Source organism: Tolypothrix sp. FACHB-123, from assembly GCF_014697075.1.
GTDB lineage: Bacteria > Cyanobacteriota > Cyanobacteriia > Cyanobacteriales > Nostocaceae > Aulosira.
The window spans coordinates 47166-64440 of sequence record NZ_JACJRE010000036.1; the positions used below are offsets into that span (position 1 = coordinate 47166).

The following is a 17275-nucleotide window of genomic DNA, read 5'->3' on the forward strand; positions in this document are numbered from 1 at the left end:
AGGCAAATTGCCTCTTTTTTTACTCATAATTAATGAATTGGGCACGGGGGATAGGGCATGGGGCATTGTTTAATAGTCTCCTTTGTCCCCTTTGTGCCCGTTGTGCGTTTCACCTCTAGTATTTGAGATGCTTATCCACAAGCTGCCTGAAACTCTCCCAGCATTTTCACTTCTGGCTCTAACCAAATTGACCACTGGTCTTGGACTTTGTGCTGAATATGACGAATGAGAGAGAAGATATCGCTAGCTTTGGCTCCACCACGGTTAACAATAAAATTGGCGTGGAGTTGTGCTACTTGAGCACCACCAATTTGGAAACCTTTTAAGCCAGTTTGTTCAATTAACCAGCCAGCGGAGTAAGGTTTAGGATTGCGAAACACGCTACCACAACTGGGGAAGTTGTAGGGTTGGGTGCTGAGTCGATGCTGTTTATGCTGCTTGGTAACTGCAAAAACTTTTGCTGGATCTGCACCAGGACGCAGTTGGAAGGTAGCTTGGGTAACTATGCGTTGGCAACGCCTCTCCGCAGGAGACTCGCTTCCTTGCAATAATGAAGTCCGGTAGCTATAACCTAATTCTTCCGGAGTGAGAGTTTCTAGGGTGCCATCGCTGGAGAGTACCTGAGCGCTAACTAACATATCTGCAGTACAGCTATTGTGGGCCCCTGCATTCATCACTACCGCACCACCAACTGTTCCTGGTATACCCACCGCCCATTCTAGTCCTTCCCAGCCTAAATCTGCGGCTTGCCATGCTAAGCTAGGAATCGATTCACCAGCGGCTACGGTTAATTGACCGGTTTGTGGATCAAAGTAACTATGTCTTAGATGCCGAGTCGCAATCACTAAACCTGGTAGGCCGCGATCGCTTACTAACAAGTTAGAACCAGCACCCAGTACTGTTACGGGAATGCCACGTTCTTTGGCATACTTTAACCCTGCTTGCATTGCCTCTATGTTGCGGGGGGCAATATACAGTTGTGCTGCTCCACCCACCCGATAGGATGTATAAGCAGACAAAGAAGCCTGGGACTTGATTACACAATCAGTGCCAGGCAAATATATTACCGGACTTTCAGAGGTATTCGCTTTTTCCTGTTTCTCTGTAGTCAATGTAGAAACTGTGCAGACGCTGCCATCTGCCTGGAAGGTTGTCATTTTTAGATGATTTAGTGAAATTTTTACATTGATTTGCCGTAAATATACGGCTATACTATGAAATTTTTATGAAACTGTGACAAATTAAGCAGACACTAGTTTCAAAAATGAAACACTGTGCGTGTCATTACTTAAGATGTAGCTTTTGCTGGTTCGCAAAGTGTAGCAATTATTTCGGGAATAGTCTGATTCAAATTTCCAGCACCAAGAAATAGTGCCAAATCCCCAGGACGTAAGGTTTTGAGTAAAAATTCACCAACAGCAGGCAAAGTAGGTTGATAAACAACCTGTGGGTGTTGTTTAGCAATTGCGGCTGCTAAGAGTTCACCACTAACTTGCCCTAAATTGGGTTCTCCGGCGCTGTAAATATCTGTCAGCACCACCAAATCAGCATGAGTAAAGGATTCAGCAAATTCTTCTAAGAATGTCAGGGTGCGACTATAGCGGTGGGGTTGGAAAATCGCCACCACTCTTTGTCCTGGTCTAGCTTGTAGACGTGCTGCTGCTAAAGTAGCACGAATTTCACTAGGATGATGGGCATAGTCATCAATGAAGGTAATACCATCAACTTCGCCTCGGAATTCAAAGCGCCGTCTTGCGCCTTCAAAGGTAGCAATACCCTTAGCAATTTCCCCAAATTCTAAGCCTAATAATCGACCTACTGCTACAGATGCTAAAGCATTGCTGAGGTTATGACGACCTAGTAAGCGCAAATTCAACATGCCTAAGGCTTTACCTTTTTCCCACACTAAAGCGGTAGTTCCATCAGCACGATAATCAATATTAGTAGCAGTATAGTCAGCGTTAGTATCTGGGTGTAGGCTATAACTAATTGTTGGTTTGAGGCGATCGCGTACTGTGGCACAATCTATGCTACCAATTAAGGTCTGACAACCACCAGCAAACTCTTGGAAGATATCAACGACTTCCTCTAATGTTTCATAGTGGTCGGGATGATCGAGTTCTATATTGGTAATAATGCCAATTGCTGGGGCATGTTTTACTAAAGAACCATCGGATTCATCTGCTTCAGCTACGAGATACCTACTGTCTCCTAATCGAGCATTACCTTCCCAAGCATTGACTTCCCCTCCTACAAGAATAGTGGGATCTAAACCAGCTTTTAACAGCATATAGCCAATCATGCTACTGGTTGTAGTTTTGCCGTGGGTACCTGCTACGGCAATGCTGTAATAATCGGCAATTAAGGCAGCTAGTACATCTGAACGATGTAAAATTGGGCAACCCAATTCTAGTGCTGCTTTGTATTCTAAATTGTTAGTGTTAATTGCTGTTGAACAAATTACTTGAGGCAGTGTTGAGCTAGCCGCAGTATGTAATTCTGTTTGTGAATTTAATCCTACTCCAGAGGTGACACGAGGGCGAAAGAATTCAAGATTACTCGCTTCTTGTCTACTAAAAATATGAGTTCCGATAGATTCTAACTTGTGCGTAATGTGATTTGGACGCAGATCGGAACCTGATACTGGCAATTGACGTTTGGCGAGAACATATGCCAGTGCTGACATACCTATACCGCCGATCCCAATGAAATGAAATGGTCTACCGCTAAAATCTACAGAATTATTCATTGATTACTCCTCTTACACCACACCACACCATAATCACAAATGACACGCGTATCATAACAGGAATTGGATTTTTACTGTAACTGCTCCTGTATATATTTAATTTTTGTAGTTTCGTTGATTTTGCTCCTTTGTTTTTTTGGTTCAGAATGATTTTACCTTTGTTAGAGGTTTTTACTATTTCTGAACTGTATCTTATGTCTATTCTGAAAATTTCTGCCACATCGGGAAAGAAATTCTTGTAATGAGAAACACATATTTTTGTTGTCCTGACTGAAATTGCCTAAACCGCTACCTTTTTTTGAAACTGCTTTTAAATTAAATAAAGCTTATTGTCGAATTGACTACAATAGTACATTGATAGTGAAACTTCTTTGAAATCGAATATCATCTCGATCTAACTGGATGCAGCAATTAGCAATTTTTGGTGGCACATTTGATCCAATTCATTGGGGACATCTACTCATAGCCGAAACAGCGTTGCATCAAGTACCTGTTGAACAGATAATTTGGGTGCCATCGCTAAATCCTCCACATAAACAAGCAGTTGCATTTGAGCATCGTTTAGAAATGCTGAAACTAGCTACAAAAGATCATCCTAAATTTACGGTTTCAGTAATTGAGGTAAATCGCCCTGGAACATCCTATGCCATCAATACCCTCATCGATTTATCTGCTGCTTACCCTAATACTCACTGGTACTGGATTGTCGGCTTGGACGCATTCCAAACCTTACCCCGTTGGTACTGTGGACACGAACTAGCTCAGATGTGTTATTGGTTAATTGCACCCCGACTCCTAGGTGGTGAGACTATAGCTCAAAGTGAGTCAATCTGCAAGCAAGTAGAACAACAACTGAAAAATCAGTGTGTAAGCATTCAGTGGCAATTACTGCATATACCATTGGCAGGAGTTTCGTCAAGTAATATTCGTCAATTAATCCGGACAAATCAATCGATTCGTTATTTAGTTACTGAGTCGGTGAGGTTGTACATTACAGCCCACAACCTTTACAGAAAATAAATCTGAATAAATTATGTGTTTTTTTTCTAGATCTAACACTTTATGGTTATTAATGCTCCCCCCCTTTGCGATATGATTGGGGTCAACGATATAAACTTATAGGCATAAATACAGAGGGCAAGACACTGTGATTAGAGTCGCAATCAACGGTTTTGGGCGGATTGGACGTAACTTTGCACGCTGCTGGGTTGGGAGACAGAACAGCAACATCGACCTTATCGCTATTAATGACACATCTGACCCTAGAACTAATGCTCACCTGCTGAAGTATGACTCCATGCTAGGGAAGTTAAAGGATGTTGACATTACAGCAGATGATAATTCAATCATCATTAACGGTAAGACCGTTAAGTGCGTATCCGATCGCAATCCAGAAAACTTGCCCTGGAGAGATTGGGGAATTGACCTAATTATCGAAGCCACAGGTGTTTTTACCAGCAAAGAAGGAGCGCTCAAGCACGTTAATGCTGGAGCCAAAAAAGTTTTGATCACTGCCCCTGGTAAAAATGAAGATGGCACCTTTGTTGTTGGTGTAAATCATCACGATTATGACCACAACAAACACCACATCATCAGTAATGCTAGCTGTACCACCAATTGCTTGGCTCCAATTGCCAAAGTTTTAAATGAAAAATTCGGGATCATCAAAGGTACGATGACCACCACTCACAGCTACACAGGTGACCAGCGCTTGCTAGACGCTTCTCACCGTGATGTCCGCCGTGCTAGGGCAGCAGCCATCAACATTGTACCTACCTCTACTGGTGCAGCCAAGGCAGTAGCATTAGTGCTCCCAGACTTGAAAGGCAAACTCAATGGTGTTGCTTTACGTGTACCTACCCCAAACGTCTCAATGGTAGATTTCGTAGTTCAGGTTGAGAAGCGTACTATTACTGAAGAAGTTAACCAAGCCTTAAAAGATGCCTCCGAAGGCCCACTCAAAGGGATTTTGGATTACAGTGAACTACAACTAGTTTCATCTGATTACCAAGGTACTGATGCTTCTTCAATTGTTGATGCTAGCCTGACTATGGTTATGGGTAACGACTTAGTGAAAGTCATGGCTTGGTATGACAACGAGTGGGGTTACAGCCAGCGCGTTCTCGATTTGGCAGAACTCGTAGCTGAGAAATGGCAATAATTTAGTCATTAGTCATTAGTAATTGAACCACTGACAACTGACTACTGACTAAGGGCTAAAAGTGTTGAAATCCCTGATTAAGAGTTAAAACTTGGTCAGGGATTTCTGTATTTTCGTGATGTAATAGTACTGATGTTCCTGATGTAATGGTGCCAATAATTGCTGCATTTTGTCCGAGTTGTTGAACTAATGCAGATGCTTGATATTGTGGCAAACACAGTACTAATTCAAAATCTTCGCCGCCGTATAAAGCATAATTTAGGGCTTGTTCTGGAGTTAGCCAGTTATCAAAAACTGCTGGTAAAGGTATTTGCTTGGCTTCGAGGATAGCACCAACGTTACTAGCACGGCAGATTTGCAATACAGCATCAGCTAAACCATCGCTGCTGTCCATCCCCGCCACAGAAATTGTAGATGGGCAAATTTTCCAGAGGATGGGTAGAACATCTAATCGTGACTTTGGACGCTGGTGTGAGGCGATTAAAGCCGCCTTTTCTGCTTCTTTAAGGTTTTGACCTATTTCAGGGTTTAAGAGCAGTTCTAAGCCCGCACGGGAGGCTCCATGAATACCTGTAATTGCGATCGCATATCCCACTTGGGCAGCAGAGCGGCGGATAATGCGATCGCTATCGGCTTGACCAAAGGCAGTAATTGATAAACTAACAACAGGCGATCGCACAATATCACCACCGACAATTGGCGTATTGTACCTTTGCAAGCATTCGGTCATTCCTTGGTACAAACGCTCAACCCAATCGACAATAGTATCCCCCGGAAGCCCTAAGCCGACAGCGATCCCCAAAGGGGTTGCACCCATCGCCGCCAAATCTGATAAATTAGCCGCCGCCGCCCGCCAACCTGCATCTTCTGGGGAAGTAGTAAGATTACTAAAATGCACGCCATCAACTAAAACATCTGTCGTTACTACCAAAGATTTTCCTGGTGTTGTGACAAGTACGGCTGCATCATCGCCAATAATTTCTTGAGGACAAAAGCGCTGCAATTTGGCTAACAATCCTTGTTCGCCAATATCTTTTACTCGCAAGGAAGATAACTCATTATTTGCCATTGCTATCCCCCAAATTTACAGCCTTTGCCATCGTCAAAATTTTGATAAATTTGTATTATCAGGGCTAAAGCCCAAACTACTAATTTTTCTACTCAGCACTACTTATGGTTACTACACCAGTTACCAGTATCACTTTTGAGGAGTACTTAACCTATGATGATGGTACAGGTTTTCATTACGAACTGGTGGATGGTAGGTTAGAGCTAATGAACCCACCGACAATTGAACATTTTTTAATTAGCAAATTCCTGGAACAGTCACTCGATACAGAAATCAAAAGGTTGAATTTACCTTGGCTGTGTTTTCGAGAAACTGGGGTGAGAACAGGGAGAAATAAATCTCGATTGACTGATTTATCTGTGGTGACTATGGATCAAGCAAAAGAATTGCTAAATACGTCAGCAGTATTTCAGTCTGCACCATTATTGATTGTCGAAGTTGTCAGTCCAGATTCAGTGAAACGAGATTATCGGTATAAGCGGTCTGAATATGCGGCGTTGGAAGTGCCAGAATATTGGATTGTAGACCCCTTAACAGCCAAAATTACAGTTTTATTGCTGGAAGAAGGACTGTATGAAGAAACAGTGTTTACAGGTAACCAGCAAATTATATCCCAGACTTTTGGGGAAATTGCGATCGCAGTTGATTTGGTGTTGAATTGTGCAAATCTAGGTTAGTGCGATCGCAATTTGTTGAGTCAGCACTTCATTGTTACTGTCAACGCTGAAATGCTGATTGCAAAATATATTTTACGTGGCTTCTGGCTGAACTAAATTTTCTATGCCCTGAACAACAGTGGCAGATTCAATTTTATCGCCAGCTTTGAGTTTATCTAAAATTTCTTCACCTTCAGTTAAATAACCAAACACCGCATAACGGCCATCTAACAAGTTGCGTCCAGCTGGGGTAAGTTCTGGTTCAAACAGAAAGAAGAAAAATTGCGAAGAAGCACCATTTACCTGGCTTTCTGGACGAGCCATAACTACAGCACCAAAGGAAGAAAATGGTAGAACTGGCATATCAAGATACCGTCCCGCATCTTCCAGTGTGATACCGTAGGTGGGTGCTTTATCGCCTTGAACTAGGATTTCTAAGGGAATAGCCCGATATTGTCTAGTTTTAGGATCGATGAAACCTACATCTTTTCCAACGGGATCACCAGTTTGTAAAAAGTAAGATTCTTCCGAACGGGTAAATTCTAAACCGTTATAAAAACCACGTTGCACCAAATCCACAAAGTTACCAGCCGTCACCGGGGCGCTATAACCATCGACAACAACGGTAAGATTGCCTTTGTTGGTTTTGATATCTACAGTGGCGCGACCTTTGAGTTGGGGTAGGTTACTGTATTCCTGAGGGACTTCAAAAGGAAATTCCTTTACCATTGACTCTTCAACAAGAGACACGAGATTCAGGAGTCTATCGCGTTCCGATTTGACTTTTTCCTTGTCCTTAACTTTGGCGATTTCTTGCAATTCATTAACGCCAGATTTCAATTCTTCCAGCCAAGCTTGCGCTTGGGGTTGGCGTTCTTCGGGAACGCTTGCTAGGATTTTGGATGGTTGATCAAGAACTTTGGCAGCTTTGCTGATGTCTTTGGAGATAGCGCCCCAACGCCGATTGCCCCGCAGTTGGCTTTTGATATCTTCTAAACTGGCTTGCAATTGCCGCACAGGTTCATTATTTATGGGGAGTGCATACCGCAACAAAGATCTGCCATCAGTGATTGCATTCCCAGCTGGTAGGGCGGCGCTACTGGAGGGAGTCCATCCAGCTGTACTTATGCCTAAAAATATTGTTACCAGCAGTATTGCCATGAGGCTGTTCTTCAGCCAGGATTTTAATAAATTAAACATGGTATGGCTTAAATGCAGCATTAAAATTGTTGACTGGACGTAACCCATCACTTATCTTCCCACAGTATTAGTTACTAGGGATTAGAGATTAGGGGCTAGGGGCTAGGGGGATGGGGGATGGGGGAGACAAGGGAGACAAGAAATTTTAGATTTGCGTTAGCGTAGCGTAAAGCCTTCTCCTATCGGAGACGCTACGCGAACGGCATAGCTTCGCTTAGAGCGAGTCCGCGAGCGTCTTTTGGATTCCAATCTAAAATTTAAAATCCAAAATCCAAAATTATTTCCAATGCCCAATGCCCAATGCCCAATACCCCATGCCCAATTCCCAATAACTAACCAATGACTACCCTTGAGGGGTACAATAAATGCCGATTGTCTTCCAATAATTGAAAGTTTCATGATCTCCAGTAACGACTTTCGACCCGGTGTCTCAATTGTTCTAGATGGGTCTGTATGGCGCGTAATTGATTTCCTCCACGTTAAGCCAGGTAAAGGTTCAGCCTTTGTGCGGACAACGCTGAAAAATGTCCAAAGTGGCAAGGTTTTAGAAAGAACCTTCCGGGCGGGGGAAACGGTACCGCAAGCGACTCTCGAAAAAATCACGATGCAGCATACCTATAAAGAAGGTGATGAATTCGTCTTTATGGATATGGAAAGCTATGAAGAAGGCAGATTAAGCGCCGCGCAAATTGGCGATCGCGTAAAATACCTCAAAGAAGGTATGGAAGTTAACGTCGTTCGTTGGGGCGAGCAAGTACTAGAAGTTGAATTGCCCAATTCTGTGGTTTTAGAAATCGTGCAAACCGACCCGGGTGTTAAAGGGGACACGGCTACTGGTGGTACTAAACCAGCAATTCTAGAAACAGGTGCAACCATCATGGTTCCCTTGTTTATTGCTCAAGGTGAACGTATCAAAATCGATACCCGTGATGATAAATATTTAGGCAGGGAATAATTATTATCTCCTTTGAGAGCAATCCCGATTTCAATCCCTTTATAGGGATTAAATCCCTGCCACACTTAAAATTTTTCTTTAGATACAGGTCGAGGTAATAAAAACTGTGCCATTGGACTTTAATGAAATTCGCCAACTGCTAGCAACTATTGCCCAAACAGATATTGCCGAAGTCACGCTCAAGAGCGATGATTTTGAGCTAACAGTACGTAAAGCTATTAGTTTGGCAGTAGGTCAAGCAGGATCAGGCGGTGTGGTTGGTGTGGGATTAACATCGGTTGCGCCTGTTGCACCCCAGATAGGATCGGCTGTCACAGATGCAGGGACACGCAGCACAGAGAATGCTGCTGGATCTAGCTCGCAGTCGTCAGGATCTCCCTCAGCCATTGATAAAAGATTAGTAGAAGTGTCCTCCCCGATGGTAGGTACGTTTTATCGCGCACCCGCACCCGGAGAGTCACCATTTGTGGAAGTAGGCGATCGCATCCGCAGTGGTCAAACTGTCTGCATCATTGAAGCGATGAAGCTGATGAACGAAATTGAGGCGGAAGTATCCGGTCAGGTTATGGAAATTTTGGTGCAAAATGGCGAACCTGTAGAATATGGTCAGCCTTTAATGCGAATTAACCCTGATTAAGTATTAATCTATATATGACGTAGAGTCATTGTAAATTTGTCAGTACTGCGGGTTAATCCTGATGAAACAAGTGTTGCCTGTACCACCGGAAGTGGTGCAACAAGTAGCTGAATACTTCAGTCTGTTAAGTGAACCGATGCGCCTTCGGCTGTTGCACTTACTACGAGATGAAGAAAAATGCGTACAAGAGTTGGTAGAGGCAACACAGACTTCGCAGGCAAACGTCTCTAAACACCTGAAGGTAATGTGGCAAGCAGGTATTCTTAGCCGCCGCAGTGAAGGAACTTGTGCCTACTACCGGGTGGAAGATGAGATGATTTTTGAATTATGTAATCGGGTTTGCGATCGCCTCGCTACGAGGTTAGAACAGCAAGCCCATAATTTTAGGGTGTTAAATAGTAAATTGTAAGGTTCTTAGTTGTCAGTTGTCAGTTGTCAGCCCTTCTCTGCGAGACGCTACGCGAACGACTTCGCTCAGGGCAAGTTGTTGTTTATCCCATCACCAACAACTGTTGACTGTTGACTGTTGACTGTTGACTGCGTTCACTGAAGCTCACTCGAAGTGTTGACTATTGACTATTGACTAAAGCGGATAATCTTTCTGAAAGCTTTCACGGGTGACTGGCTGATCTAAGACTACGCCTTCGCCGCCTAAAACATCTAATTTTTTGCCATCGACATCAATGTACACTTTGGCCTTGGGATTTACCGTAGTCGCAGTGTAGACAACTTGTCCTACACGCCCTACCATCGAGCTACTACCACCGCCACTGGTAAATTCTTCAGATAAATTAACGCGAATTTCATCATTGTTAACAGTCAAACCCAACAATTTGGTGCCTTTGGGAATGGTGGTAGAATCTGAACCTTCGGTTGGGCCTGCTAATAAACTTTCAAAAGCTTTTTCTAAGACTTGGTTAGGTTGAGCAGCAGCTATTTTAACTGGCTGAGGAGCCAATTCTAAACTTTTACCATTGTCTTTGAGCCAATAAACATTAGCAGTTTGCTCTTGGCCAGGCTGTGTGGTTGTGCTTCTTCCTGGCTGATTTAATGTTTGTGAAGATTGGGGCGGTGTCGGTGGATTGTTGGATTGCCATGTAAGCCAAGCAACACCACCACTAACTGCTACTACTGCTGCTGAGACAGCTGCTACGACACCTGAAGAATTCCGGCTAGATCCTTGTTGGTTTTTCATATTTAAAACCTGCTTGACTGAGGGCTGAGAGATTTATGTGTGGGAAGAGCAGCCTGATTTAAGACGATACTTATAAAAGGGGAGTTTCCAAACACCTAGAGGATGGCTATCTATAACAACAATGCCGCCATGTCTCTTTCCGCAGGAACTACCTTAATTTTAATTTCGGTCTTCTATTACGTCACGTATCTAAAGATGGGCATTGGGCATTGGGCATGGGAAGTATATTTTTGACAAAAAGGTAATTTTGTGTATTTGAAAACAAAAAAGTAGGTTGGGTTAAGGGTAGCGCAACATAAGCAAGTAACGCCAATCTTGGGTTTTTTGCCTCAACCAAACCTACAATTCAGTCTGTTCGCTAATCCCTAGCCCCTAGTCCCTAGCCCCTAGTCCCTAATTTCCTACTGCTGCTGCAATCCACTGTTTGATTGTACTTACGACTTCCGGAATGTCAATTTCTTGGGATTGACGAGTGGCTCTTTGGACTACTTCTACTTTACCGTTAGCGATCGCTCTGCCGGTGACGATTCTGTAAGGTATACCAATTAAATCGGCATCTTTGAATTTTACTCCTGCCCGTTCGTCGCGGTCATCGAGTAGGGTTTCAATTCCGGCTTGATTTAGTTCTTTGTAGAGTTTTTCGGCGATTTCTACTTGTTGAGCATCTTTAATGTTAGGAATTGTAACGATAGCGTGATAGGGGGCGATCGCCACTGGCCAGATAATTCCATCTTTATCGTAAGATTGCTCTACGGCTGATTGTGCCAACCGGGACACGCCCACACCATAACAACCCATAACTAAAGGTTTTTCTTCCCCTTGTTCGTTGGTATAAGTTGCACCCATCGCTACAGAATACTTTGTACCTAATTGGAAGATATGCCCGACTTCAATACCCCTAGCGCTTTGTAGGGTTTGCTCTGGGTTGTGTAAAGCGCGATCGCCTGGTCTGGCTTTCCGAATATCTACTACCAACTCAGGTGCTTTAAATTGCTCATTCCAATTTGCACCCACTACGTGATAGCCAGCTTCGTTTGCGCCTGTGACGAAGTTCTTCAACTCAACTGCGGTTTTATCGACTAAGCGCAAAAACTGCGGATGTACTTGTTTATCGCCCTTGATATACTCATCAGCAATATCAGGCGCAATATATCCTAAAGGTAGAGATTTTGCTGCCCATGTTTGTTGTGCTTCCGCATTGGGTACAGTCAAGGCGATAATAGTTTTTGCGCCATAATTAGCAGCTAATTTTGTCAATTCATTTTGTAATTTGACTTCGTTAACTTCTTGATCGCCACGGATGCTAATTAAAACTAATACTGTTTTCCCGTTGTCATAAACTGTCTGGTAAAGAACATTCTTAACTACTTGGGTAGGAGAACAGTTGAGCAATTTACAAACTGTTTCAATGGTTTCAGTTCCCGGTGTTTCGCGTTTTTCGTAGGTGGTAAACGCTGAGGCTACCGCATCAGCTGGTAAAGATACGGCTTTTTCTACGTTAGCGGCGTATTTTCCATCTTCGGTATAGAGAACTTCGTCTTCTCCCGCATCCGCCAATACCATAAATTCTGTGGAACCAGAACCGCCAATTGCGCCGGAGTCAGCTTCAACGGCGCGGAAAGCTAAACCAGAACGGCGCAGCATGTTGCTGTAAGCCTTGTACATATCTTGGTAAGTGGCTTTGAGGCTATCTTCATCCACGTGGAACGAATAACCGTCCTTCATGATAAATTCTCTTCCGCGCATCAAACCAAAGCGAGGACGAATTTCATCGCGGAATTTGGTTTGAATTTGGTAGAGATGCAATGGTAGCTGACGGTACGAGCGAATCATATCACGCGCGATCGTTGTAATGATTTCCTCGTGAGTGGGGCCTAAGCCTAATTGTTGCTCCCGTCTGTCGATGAGGGAAAACATAATTCCCTCAGCTTTGGTATAAGTATCCCACCTTCCCGACTCTTTCCATAGCTCGGCAGGTTGTAATTGTGGTAACAAACATTCTTGTGCGCCTGTGGCGTTCATTTCTTCGCGCACAATTTGGGAAACCTTTTGTAATACCCGCCACATCAGTGGTAGATAAGCATAAACACCGCTCCCGATGCGACGAATATAACCTGCACGTAGTAATAATTTATGACTGGGAATTTCCGCATCAGCTGGATCATCCCGCAGTGTAACGAATAACATTTGTGACAGTCGCATCGTTTATTCCCTTTCCCAAAACACTTAATGAATTATGAATTATGAAGTGTGAATTATGAAGTCCGAAGTTATGAAGTATAAAGTATAAAATTTCATCCTTTATCCTTCTGCCTGTTTTAAATCGCCACTTTGAGGAGAAAAATCTCTTGACTACTGGAATTTACCAAGCACAACCACCTCTAGAATTTATTCCGCCGAGGTTTAACCCCTTATTACTTCAACTGTCGCATTTGTTACTTCCCAGCTTGATTAACTGGAAAACAGCGATTACGCAAATTGAAGCAGACAACGTAGAAATTTTAGCGGATCTCTACCGTCAGTTTCAGGATGGTAAGATTCGGTTTTTGTTAGCATTTCGCCACCCAAAAACGGAAGATCCTATTTGTTTAGGCTACTTACTGTCGCAACTCGTACCGAAAGTAGCACGAGAACAAGACATAAAAATCCAAACTCCAATTCATGCTCATTTTATCTACGATCGCGGCATTCCTCTATGGGCTGGCAAACATATAGGCTGGCTAGCGTCTAATTTAGGCGGTACTCCCATCCAACGCGGTAAGGCTGACTGGAATGGTTTGCGTTCAGCGCGGGATTTATTCGCCAATGGAACTTTCCCGATGGCTGCTGCGCCAGAAGGCGCAACTAATGGGTTATCGGAGATTATTAGTCCCTTAGAACCGGGTATTGCACAATTAGGCTTTTGGTGTGCTGAAGATTTGCAAAAAGCTGGACGCACCGAGCAGGTTTTTATTGTACCAGTTGGGCTTAAATATAGTTATGTTGCTGCCCCTTGGAATGCGATCGCGCAACTTTTGAGCGAATTAGAAGCCGCTAGCGGTTTACCGATAAATCCCTCAGAAAATGGCAATAGTGCAACTATCGAGTCACTATATCCCCGCTTGTTAACTTTAGCAGAACGTTTATTAACGCTGATGGAAGAGTTTTATAAGCGCTTTTATCATCAAAAGCTGCCAGAAGCGATGATAGCAGATCTGGAAAGAGGCGATCGCAATGAAGTTGTAAAAGCGCGGTTACAAGCCTTAATGCATGTAGCCTTACAAATATCTGAGCAGTATTTTGACTTATCGCCTAAAGGTGCTTGGAACGATCGCTGTCGCAGATTAGAGCAAGCAGGGTGGAATTATATTTTTAGAGAAGACTTTAAGGATTTGAAATCATTATCGCCCATCGAACGAGCTTTAGGCGATCGCGTTGCTGAAGAAGCCAACCGCCGAATGTGGCACATGCGATTAGTCGAAAGTTTTGTTGCTGTTTCTGGTAGTTATGTTAAAGACAAACCTACAGTAGAAAGATTTGCCGAAACTACCTTATTGTTAAGAGATATGGTGAAGAAAATTCAAGGTAATAACGATCCTTTGCGTCGTCCCCAATTAGGGAAGCAAAAAGTCAAAATTACCATAGGCGAACCGATATCTATTTCGGAACGATTCCCGACATATAAAGCTAATCGTGTCGGTGCAAAGCAAGCTGTTACAGATTTTACTAATGATTTACAGCAAGCAATGGAGAATTTAATTTAACTATTAGGTAAGATTTATCCTCACTATTATTAGCTAAAAATTAGTTGACTCTGTTAATTGCTAAGTGGCTTGGTAGTCGCTTTATAATCTTTAAAGCTTAAACTTTATACTACGAGGTTATAAAATTTCATTGACTACCATTGGCTCCTATCAGGTAAAAATACGACTCAAATCAAAGACAGAAGATATTGCTTTTCTCTGCCAATCTGAAGCAAATGATATGCCGACCGATTGGTCTTGTCACTGGTTAAATTTCTGGAAAAACGCTAATTTTGAATGTGAGAATATAGTCAAACTGGTTTATGAAGGCAAAATATGGGGATTAGTGCACTACGGTCTTTATCCCTATCCTGGAGATCCCAGGTTTATAGAAATAGAACATATAGAAGCTCATCCTACAAGTCGAGGAGATAAGGCGGAACGGTTAATTGAACCAATAGGGAAATGGTTAATTTGGTATGCAACTAAGGTAGGTTTGGAATTTTGCCAAACACAAGCAGATGATCCACTGCTGATCCTAGAAGCTCTAGATACAGCTGTGTCATACTACAGAGATAAGGTTCAAATGGAGTATCTCGGTTTCTCACGTAGCACCCCAGGAGAAGATTTGTATGGCTTCAGATTTTCACGAACAGCAGCAGCAGAGTTCTGTCAGCGACATGAAAGCCAATGGGGAGGAGCAAAACCATATGAGCAGTGATGAAATCAGAGCAGGGTCAAGTGAGATAATGACTCATGCTCAAAGACAAGCTTTTCTGAAAACATCTTCTTTAGGTAATTTATTTGGAGTTGCACATTTACTCCCTGAAATAGAGGAAAGTACGAGTGGCGACTATAATTTTTCTAATCAAGATAAATTTGCAAATAAATTATTTGTCGGCGAACAAAATTTTCAATGTTATGAAGTTTTAAAGATTTCTAGAAAAGGTCATGTAAAATGGGTAAGAACTGTATCTTGGATGCAACTGTATTTAAAGATTGAAAACAATTTATCCAATAGAAAAAAATTAACTATAGTTTAAGTTTTAAGAAGAAATTTATACATTTAACAAGAATGCACTGACTTTGAAATTACAACAGTCAGTGTCATGATGCTTGTTCTGATCTGTTATTGATATATTCATTTATAGTAATGTAATCGCCTGAAGCATATTCAGCACGAACTGCTTGCATTTCTGTTTGTGTTTCTGCATCATCTTCGTAAACCGCTTCTTCAGCTTCAAAAATTTGTTGCTCAATTATATCTTGTAGCTGAAGTTTTTCTTCTAAATTCAGGGAAGATATTGCTTGTGCTAAATCTTCTAAGGAGAGTTGTAGTTTAACAATAGCTGGCATATTTTTACTTTTACTCTTGTTGGTTTCTCTGAAAAATTTACCGCATCTATATTGCTGCTAAAATCAATACATTTATTAATCGTAAGACATTTACACTGGAAATATCTTGGATAATTCCAAGACTGAATCAGTAAAATTTGGTAAATTAACTGACTCATTAGATAGAAAAATTACCTTGCGGCGATAACCAAATTTACCTTGTGAAGCTTGATAACGCTCACTGTAGCATTCTAGATAATTATCTACTAAATTAAATATCCAATAATCGGAAATACCTGCTTCTGCATAAAGGGGTAGCTTGACTTCTTGGTCATATTTTAAAGAAGAATCAGCAATCTCAATTAAGAGTAAAATATCAGATGGAGTGGGATGATTTGCTAGATAGTCGTCAGCACGATTTCGCGCAATCACCAAATCGGGTTCGGGTTCGCTGTTGTCAGCAATAGTAATTGGATCTTGGGTTCTAATAGTTCCTTGTTCTTTAACAAGCTGGAATAACTCTCTAGACAACCGGGTAAGACAAACAGAATGCGGTTTACCTTTAGCTGCCATATTAATGATTTCACCGTTAATTAGCTCAACTCGCTCACCTTCTTTAAAAAAGCCGAGTTCTGCTAGGCGGTGATATTCAGCTATGGTAAAGCGTTTAGCGGTGCTTAGGCTCATAACAAATATGGAAATGCAGAGTTATTTGCATCTTACACTTTTATACGGAAAATAGGCGGACTGGGAGCTTACCCTTTCCACCTGTAAGGTTTATTTAGCACAGTATATTTGCTTGCTTAAGTTAAGTGATTCTCTAGCAAAGATGCGATCGCTTCTGGATGAACTTTCTTGTATTGCTTTTTACCAATCCTGACAACGCAGTTAGGTGCGCTGCTACAGCGTTTTTGACAACCGGTATGTTCGATTGTTACTTTGTCGATTAAACCGCGATCGCACAAAGTTTTTTCTAATTCTGATACTAAGCCTTTGCCACCTCGCTTGATACAACCAGCTTTTTGACAAACCATGATTTTGGCTTTGGTTTGAAGTGGCAGATTTTCTATAGGGCAAACACCAGTTGCTTTTACCCGAAAGGCTTTGAACTTTATTTTACCTGTGTTTGAGTTTAATTGGCTAACACCATCAACGCGGATATGTTCGCCAGGTACTAAGGTGTTACCTAAAGCACCGCGCAATTCTTTGGGAACTTTTACTTGCAAATTCCCGGCTGGGATGGCTAAACGCAAATATTTAAATTTCCCTTCATCGCCCACAAAACCCAGGAATTTACCTTCAAGGTTTAATTCCGATAATGTCCGATATTTTTCACCCATGTTTAGCAACTCACCATTCAAAATTAAACTCAAAATTAAACTTAGTTCAACCTGAATCTAAACGGGTGCTATCATGTCCAAAATAATGCTTATATGGTAATCCTATTTTAGTTGTGAAAATATCGGTTTTGGCTGTTGACTGTTGACTGTTGACTGTTGACTGTTAACCGTTAACAGTCAACAAACCTGTTTGTAATATTTCACAAATCATTTAGGATTGCTATATCATGCCCTTAAATTTAACACTAATTACAAC

General features: G+C 42.2%; 18 protein-coding genes. 9 read left to right on the forward strand and 9 right to left on the reverse strand.

The features are described from left to right. Positions 1 to 131 precede the first annotated feature (131 nt). Positions 132 to 1157, reverse strand: coding sequence for a UDP-N-acetylmuramate dehydrogenase (gene murB, locus H6G41_RS21865; protein WP_190748566.1), 1026 nt, complete (start codon positions 1155 to 1157; stop codon positions 132 to 134). 131 nt (positions 1158 to 1288) lie between these two features. After that, the gene (gene murC, locus H6G41_RS21870; protein ID WP_190748567.1) at positions 1289 to 2749 is read right to left on the reverse strand and encodes a UDP-N-acetylmuramate--L-alanine ligase; all 1461 of its coding nucleotides are present in this window, start codon (positions 2747 to 2749) and stop codon (positions 1289 to 1291) included. A 402-nt stretch (positions 2750 to 3151) separates the two neighbouring features. On the opposite strand from murC, the gene nadD reads away from it, so the two are divergent. Together nadD and H6G41_RS21880 are read left to right on the forward strand one after the other, a co-directional pair. After that, positions 3152 to 3769 (forward strand): nicotinate (nicotinamide) nucleotide adenylyltransferase, encoded by a 618-nt coding sequence (gene nadD, locus H6G41_RS21875; RefSeq protein ID WP_190748569.1) that lies wholly within the window; start codon positions 3152 to 3154, stop codon positions 3767 to 3769. 127 nt (positions 3770 to 3896) lie between these two features. Continuing rightward, positions 3897 to 4910 (forward strand): type I glyceraldehyde-3-phosphate dehydrogenase, encoded by a 1014-nt coding sequence (locus tag H6G41_RS21880; protein WP_190748571.1) that lies wholly within the window; start codon positions 3897 to 3899, stop codon positions 4908 to 4910. Between the two features lie 55 nt (positions 4911 to 4965). Here H6G41_RS21880 and thiL read toward each other — a convergent pair whose 3' ends face one another. Further along, complete coding sequence (gene thiL, locus H6G41_RS21885) at positions 4966 to 5979, reverse strand: thiamine-phosphate kinase (protein ID WP_190748573.1); 1014 nt, start codon at positions 5977 to 5979, stop codon at positions 4966 to 4968. Positions 5980 to 6083: 104 nt separating this feature from the next. Between thiL and H6G41_RS21890 the strand changes: the two genes are divergently transcribed. Next, positions 6084 to 6656 carry a Uma2 family endonuclease gene (locus tag H6G41_RS21890; RefSeq protein WP_190748575.1) on the forward strand — a complete coding sequence of 191 codons (573 nt, stop codon included), beginning with the start codon at positions 6084 to 6086 and terminating at the stop codon, positions 6654 to 6656. A 72-nt stretch (positions 6657 to 6728) separates the two neighbouring features. Here the strand turns inward: H6G41_RS21890 and H6G41_RS21895 are convergent, their stop codons facing one another. Then, the gene (locus H6G41_RS21895; RefSeq protein ID WP_190748643.1) at positions 6729 to 7835 is read right to left on the reverse strand and encodes a peptidylprolyl isomerase; all 1107 of its coding nucleotides are present in this window, start codon (positions 7833 to 7835) and stop codon (positions 6729 to 6731) included. 397 nt (positions 7836 to 8232) lie between these two features. On the opposite strand from H6G41_RS21895, the gene efp reads away from it, so the two are divergent. From efp to H6G41_RS21910, 3 genes are all read left to right on the forward strand, one after another. Next, entirely contained in the window at positions 8233 to 8790 is a 558-nt protein-coding gene (gene efp, locus H6G41_RS21900; RefSeq protein ID WP_190748577.1) for an elongation factor P, read from the forward strand. A gap of 106 nt (positions 8791 to 8896) precedes the next feature. Next, positions 8897 to 9427, forward strand: a complete 531-nt coding sequence (gene accB / locus H6G41_RS21905; protein WP_190748579.1) for an acetyl-CoA carboxylase biotin carboxyl carrier protein — start codon at positions 8897 to 8899, stop codon at positions 9425 to 9427. Positions 9428 to 9488: 61 nt separating this feature from the next. Next, positions 9489 to 9836, forward strand: a complete 348-nt coding sequence (locus H6G41_RS21910) for a metalloregulator ArsR/SmtB family transcription factor (protein WP_086683299.1) — start codon at positions 9489 to 9491, stop codon at positions 9834 to 9836. Between the two features lie 174 nt (positions 9837 to 10010). Here H6G41_RS21910 and H6G41_RS21915 read toward each other — a convergent pair whose 3' ends face one another. Then, positions 10011 to 10622: a GerMN domain-containing protein gene (locus H6G41_RS21915; RefSeq protein ID WP_190748581.1), complete on the reverse strand. Its 612-nt coding sequence runs from the start codon at positions 10620 to 10622 to the stop codon at positions 10011 to 10013. A 393-nt stretch (positions 10623 to 11015) separates the two neighbouring features. After that, complete coding sequence (locus H6G41_RS21920; RefSeq protein WP_190748584.1) at positions 11016 to 12824, reverse strand: proline--tRNA ligase; 1809 nt, start codon at positions 12822 to 12824, stop codon at positions 11016 to 11018. Positions 12825 to 12970: 146 nt separating this feature from the next. On the opposite strand from H6G41_RS21920, the gene H6G41_RS21925 reads away from it, so the two are divergent. The 3 genes from H6G41_RS21925 to H6G41_RS21935 all read left to right on the forward strand — a co-directional run bounded on the left by H6G41_RS21925 (position 12971) and on the right by H6G41_RS21935 (position 15387). Next, positions 12971 to 14365, forward strand: a complete 1395-nt coding sequence (locus H6G41_RS21925) for a 1-acyl-sn-glycerol-3-phosphate acyltransferase (RefSeq protein WP_190748586.1) — start codon at positions 12971 to 12973, stop codon at positions 14363 to 14365. Between the two features lie 130 nt (positions 14366 to 14495). Beyond that, positions 14496 to 15065, forward strand: coding sequence for a hypothetical protein (locus tag H6G41_RS21930; protein ID WP_190748588.1), 570 nt, complete (start codon positions 14496 to 14498; stop codon positions 15063 to 15065). Continuing rightward, positions 15055 to 15387, forward strand: a complete 333-nt coding sequence (locus H6G41_RS21935; RefSeq protein WP_190748590.1) for a protochlorophyllide oxidoreductase — start codon at positions 15055 to 15057, stop codon at positions 15385 to 15387. Before H6G41_RS21930 ends, H6G41_RS21935 begins: the two co-directional genes overlap by 11 nt. 64 nt (positions 15388 to 15451) lie before the next feature. On the opposite strand, the gene H6G41_RS21940 is transcribed toward H6G41_RS21935, so the two are convergent. From H6G41_RS21940 to H6G41_RS21950, 3 genes are all read right to left on the reverse strand, one after another. After that, complete coding sequence (locus H6G41_RS21940) at positions 15452 to 15700, reverse strand: hypothetical protein (RefSeq protein WP_190748592.1); 249 nt, start codon at positions 15698 to 15700, stop codon at positions 15452 to 15454. A 90-nt stretch (positions 15701 to 15790) separates the two neighbouring features. After that, complete coding sequence (locus H6G41_RS21945) at positions 15791 to 16366, reverse strand: Uma2 family endonuclease (RefSeq protein ID WP_190748594.1); 576 nt, start codon at positions 16364 to 16366, stop codon at positions 15791 to 15793. Between the two features lie 116 nt (positions 16367 to 16482). After that, positions 16483 to 17019 carry a (2Fe-2S) ferredoxin domain-containing protein gene (locus H6G41_RS21950; protein WP_190748596.1) on the reverse strand — a complete coding sequence of 179 codons (537 nt, stop codon included), beginning with the start codon at positions 17017 to 17019 and terminating at the stop codon, positions 16483 to 16485. Positions 17020 to 17275: the final 256 nt, after the last annotated feature.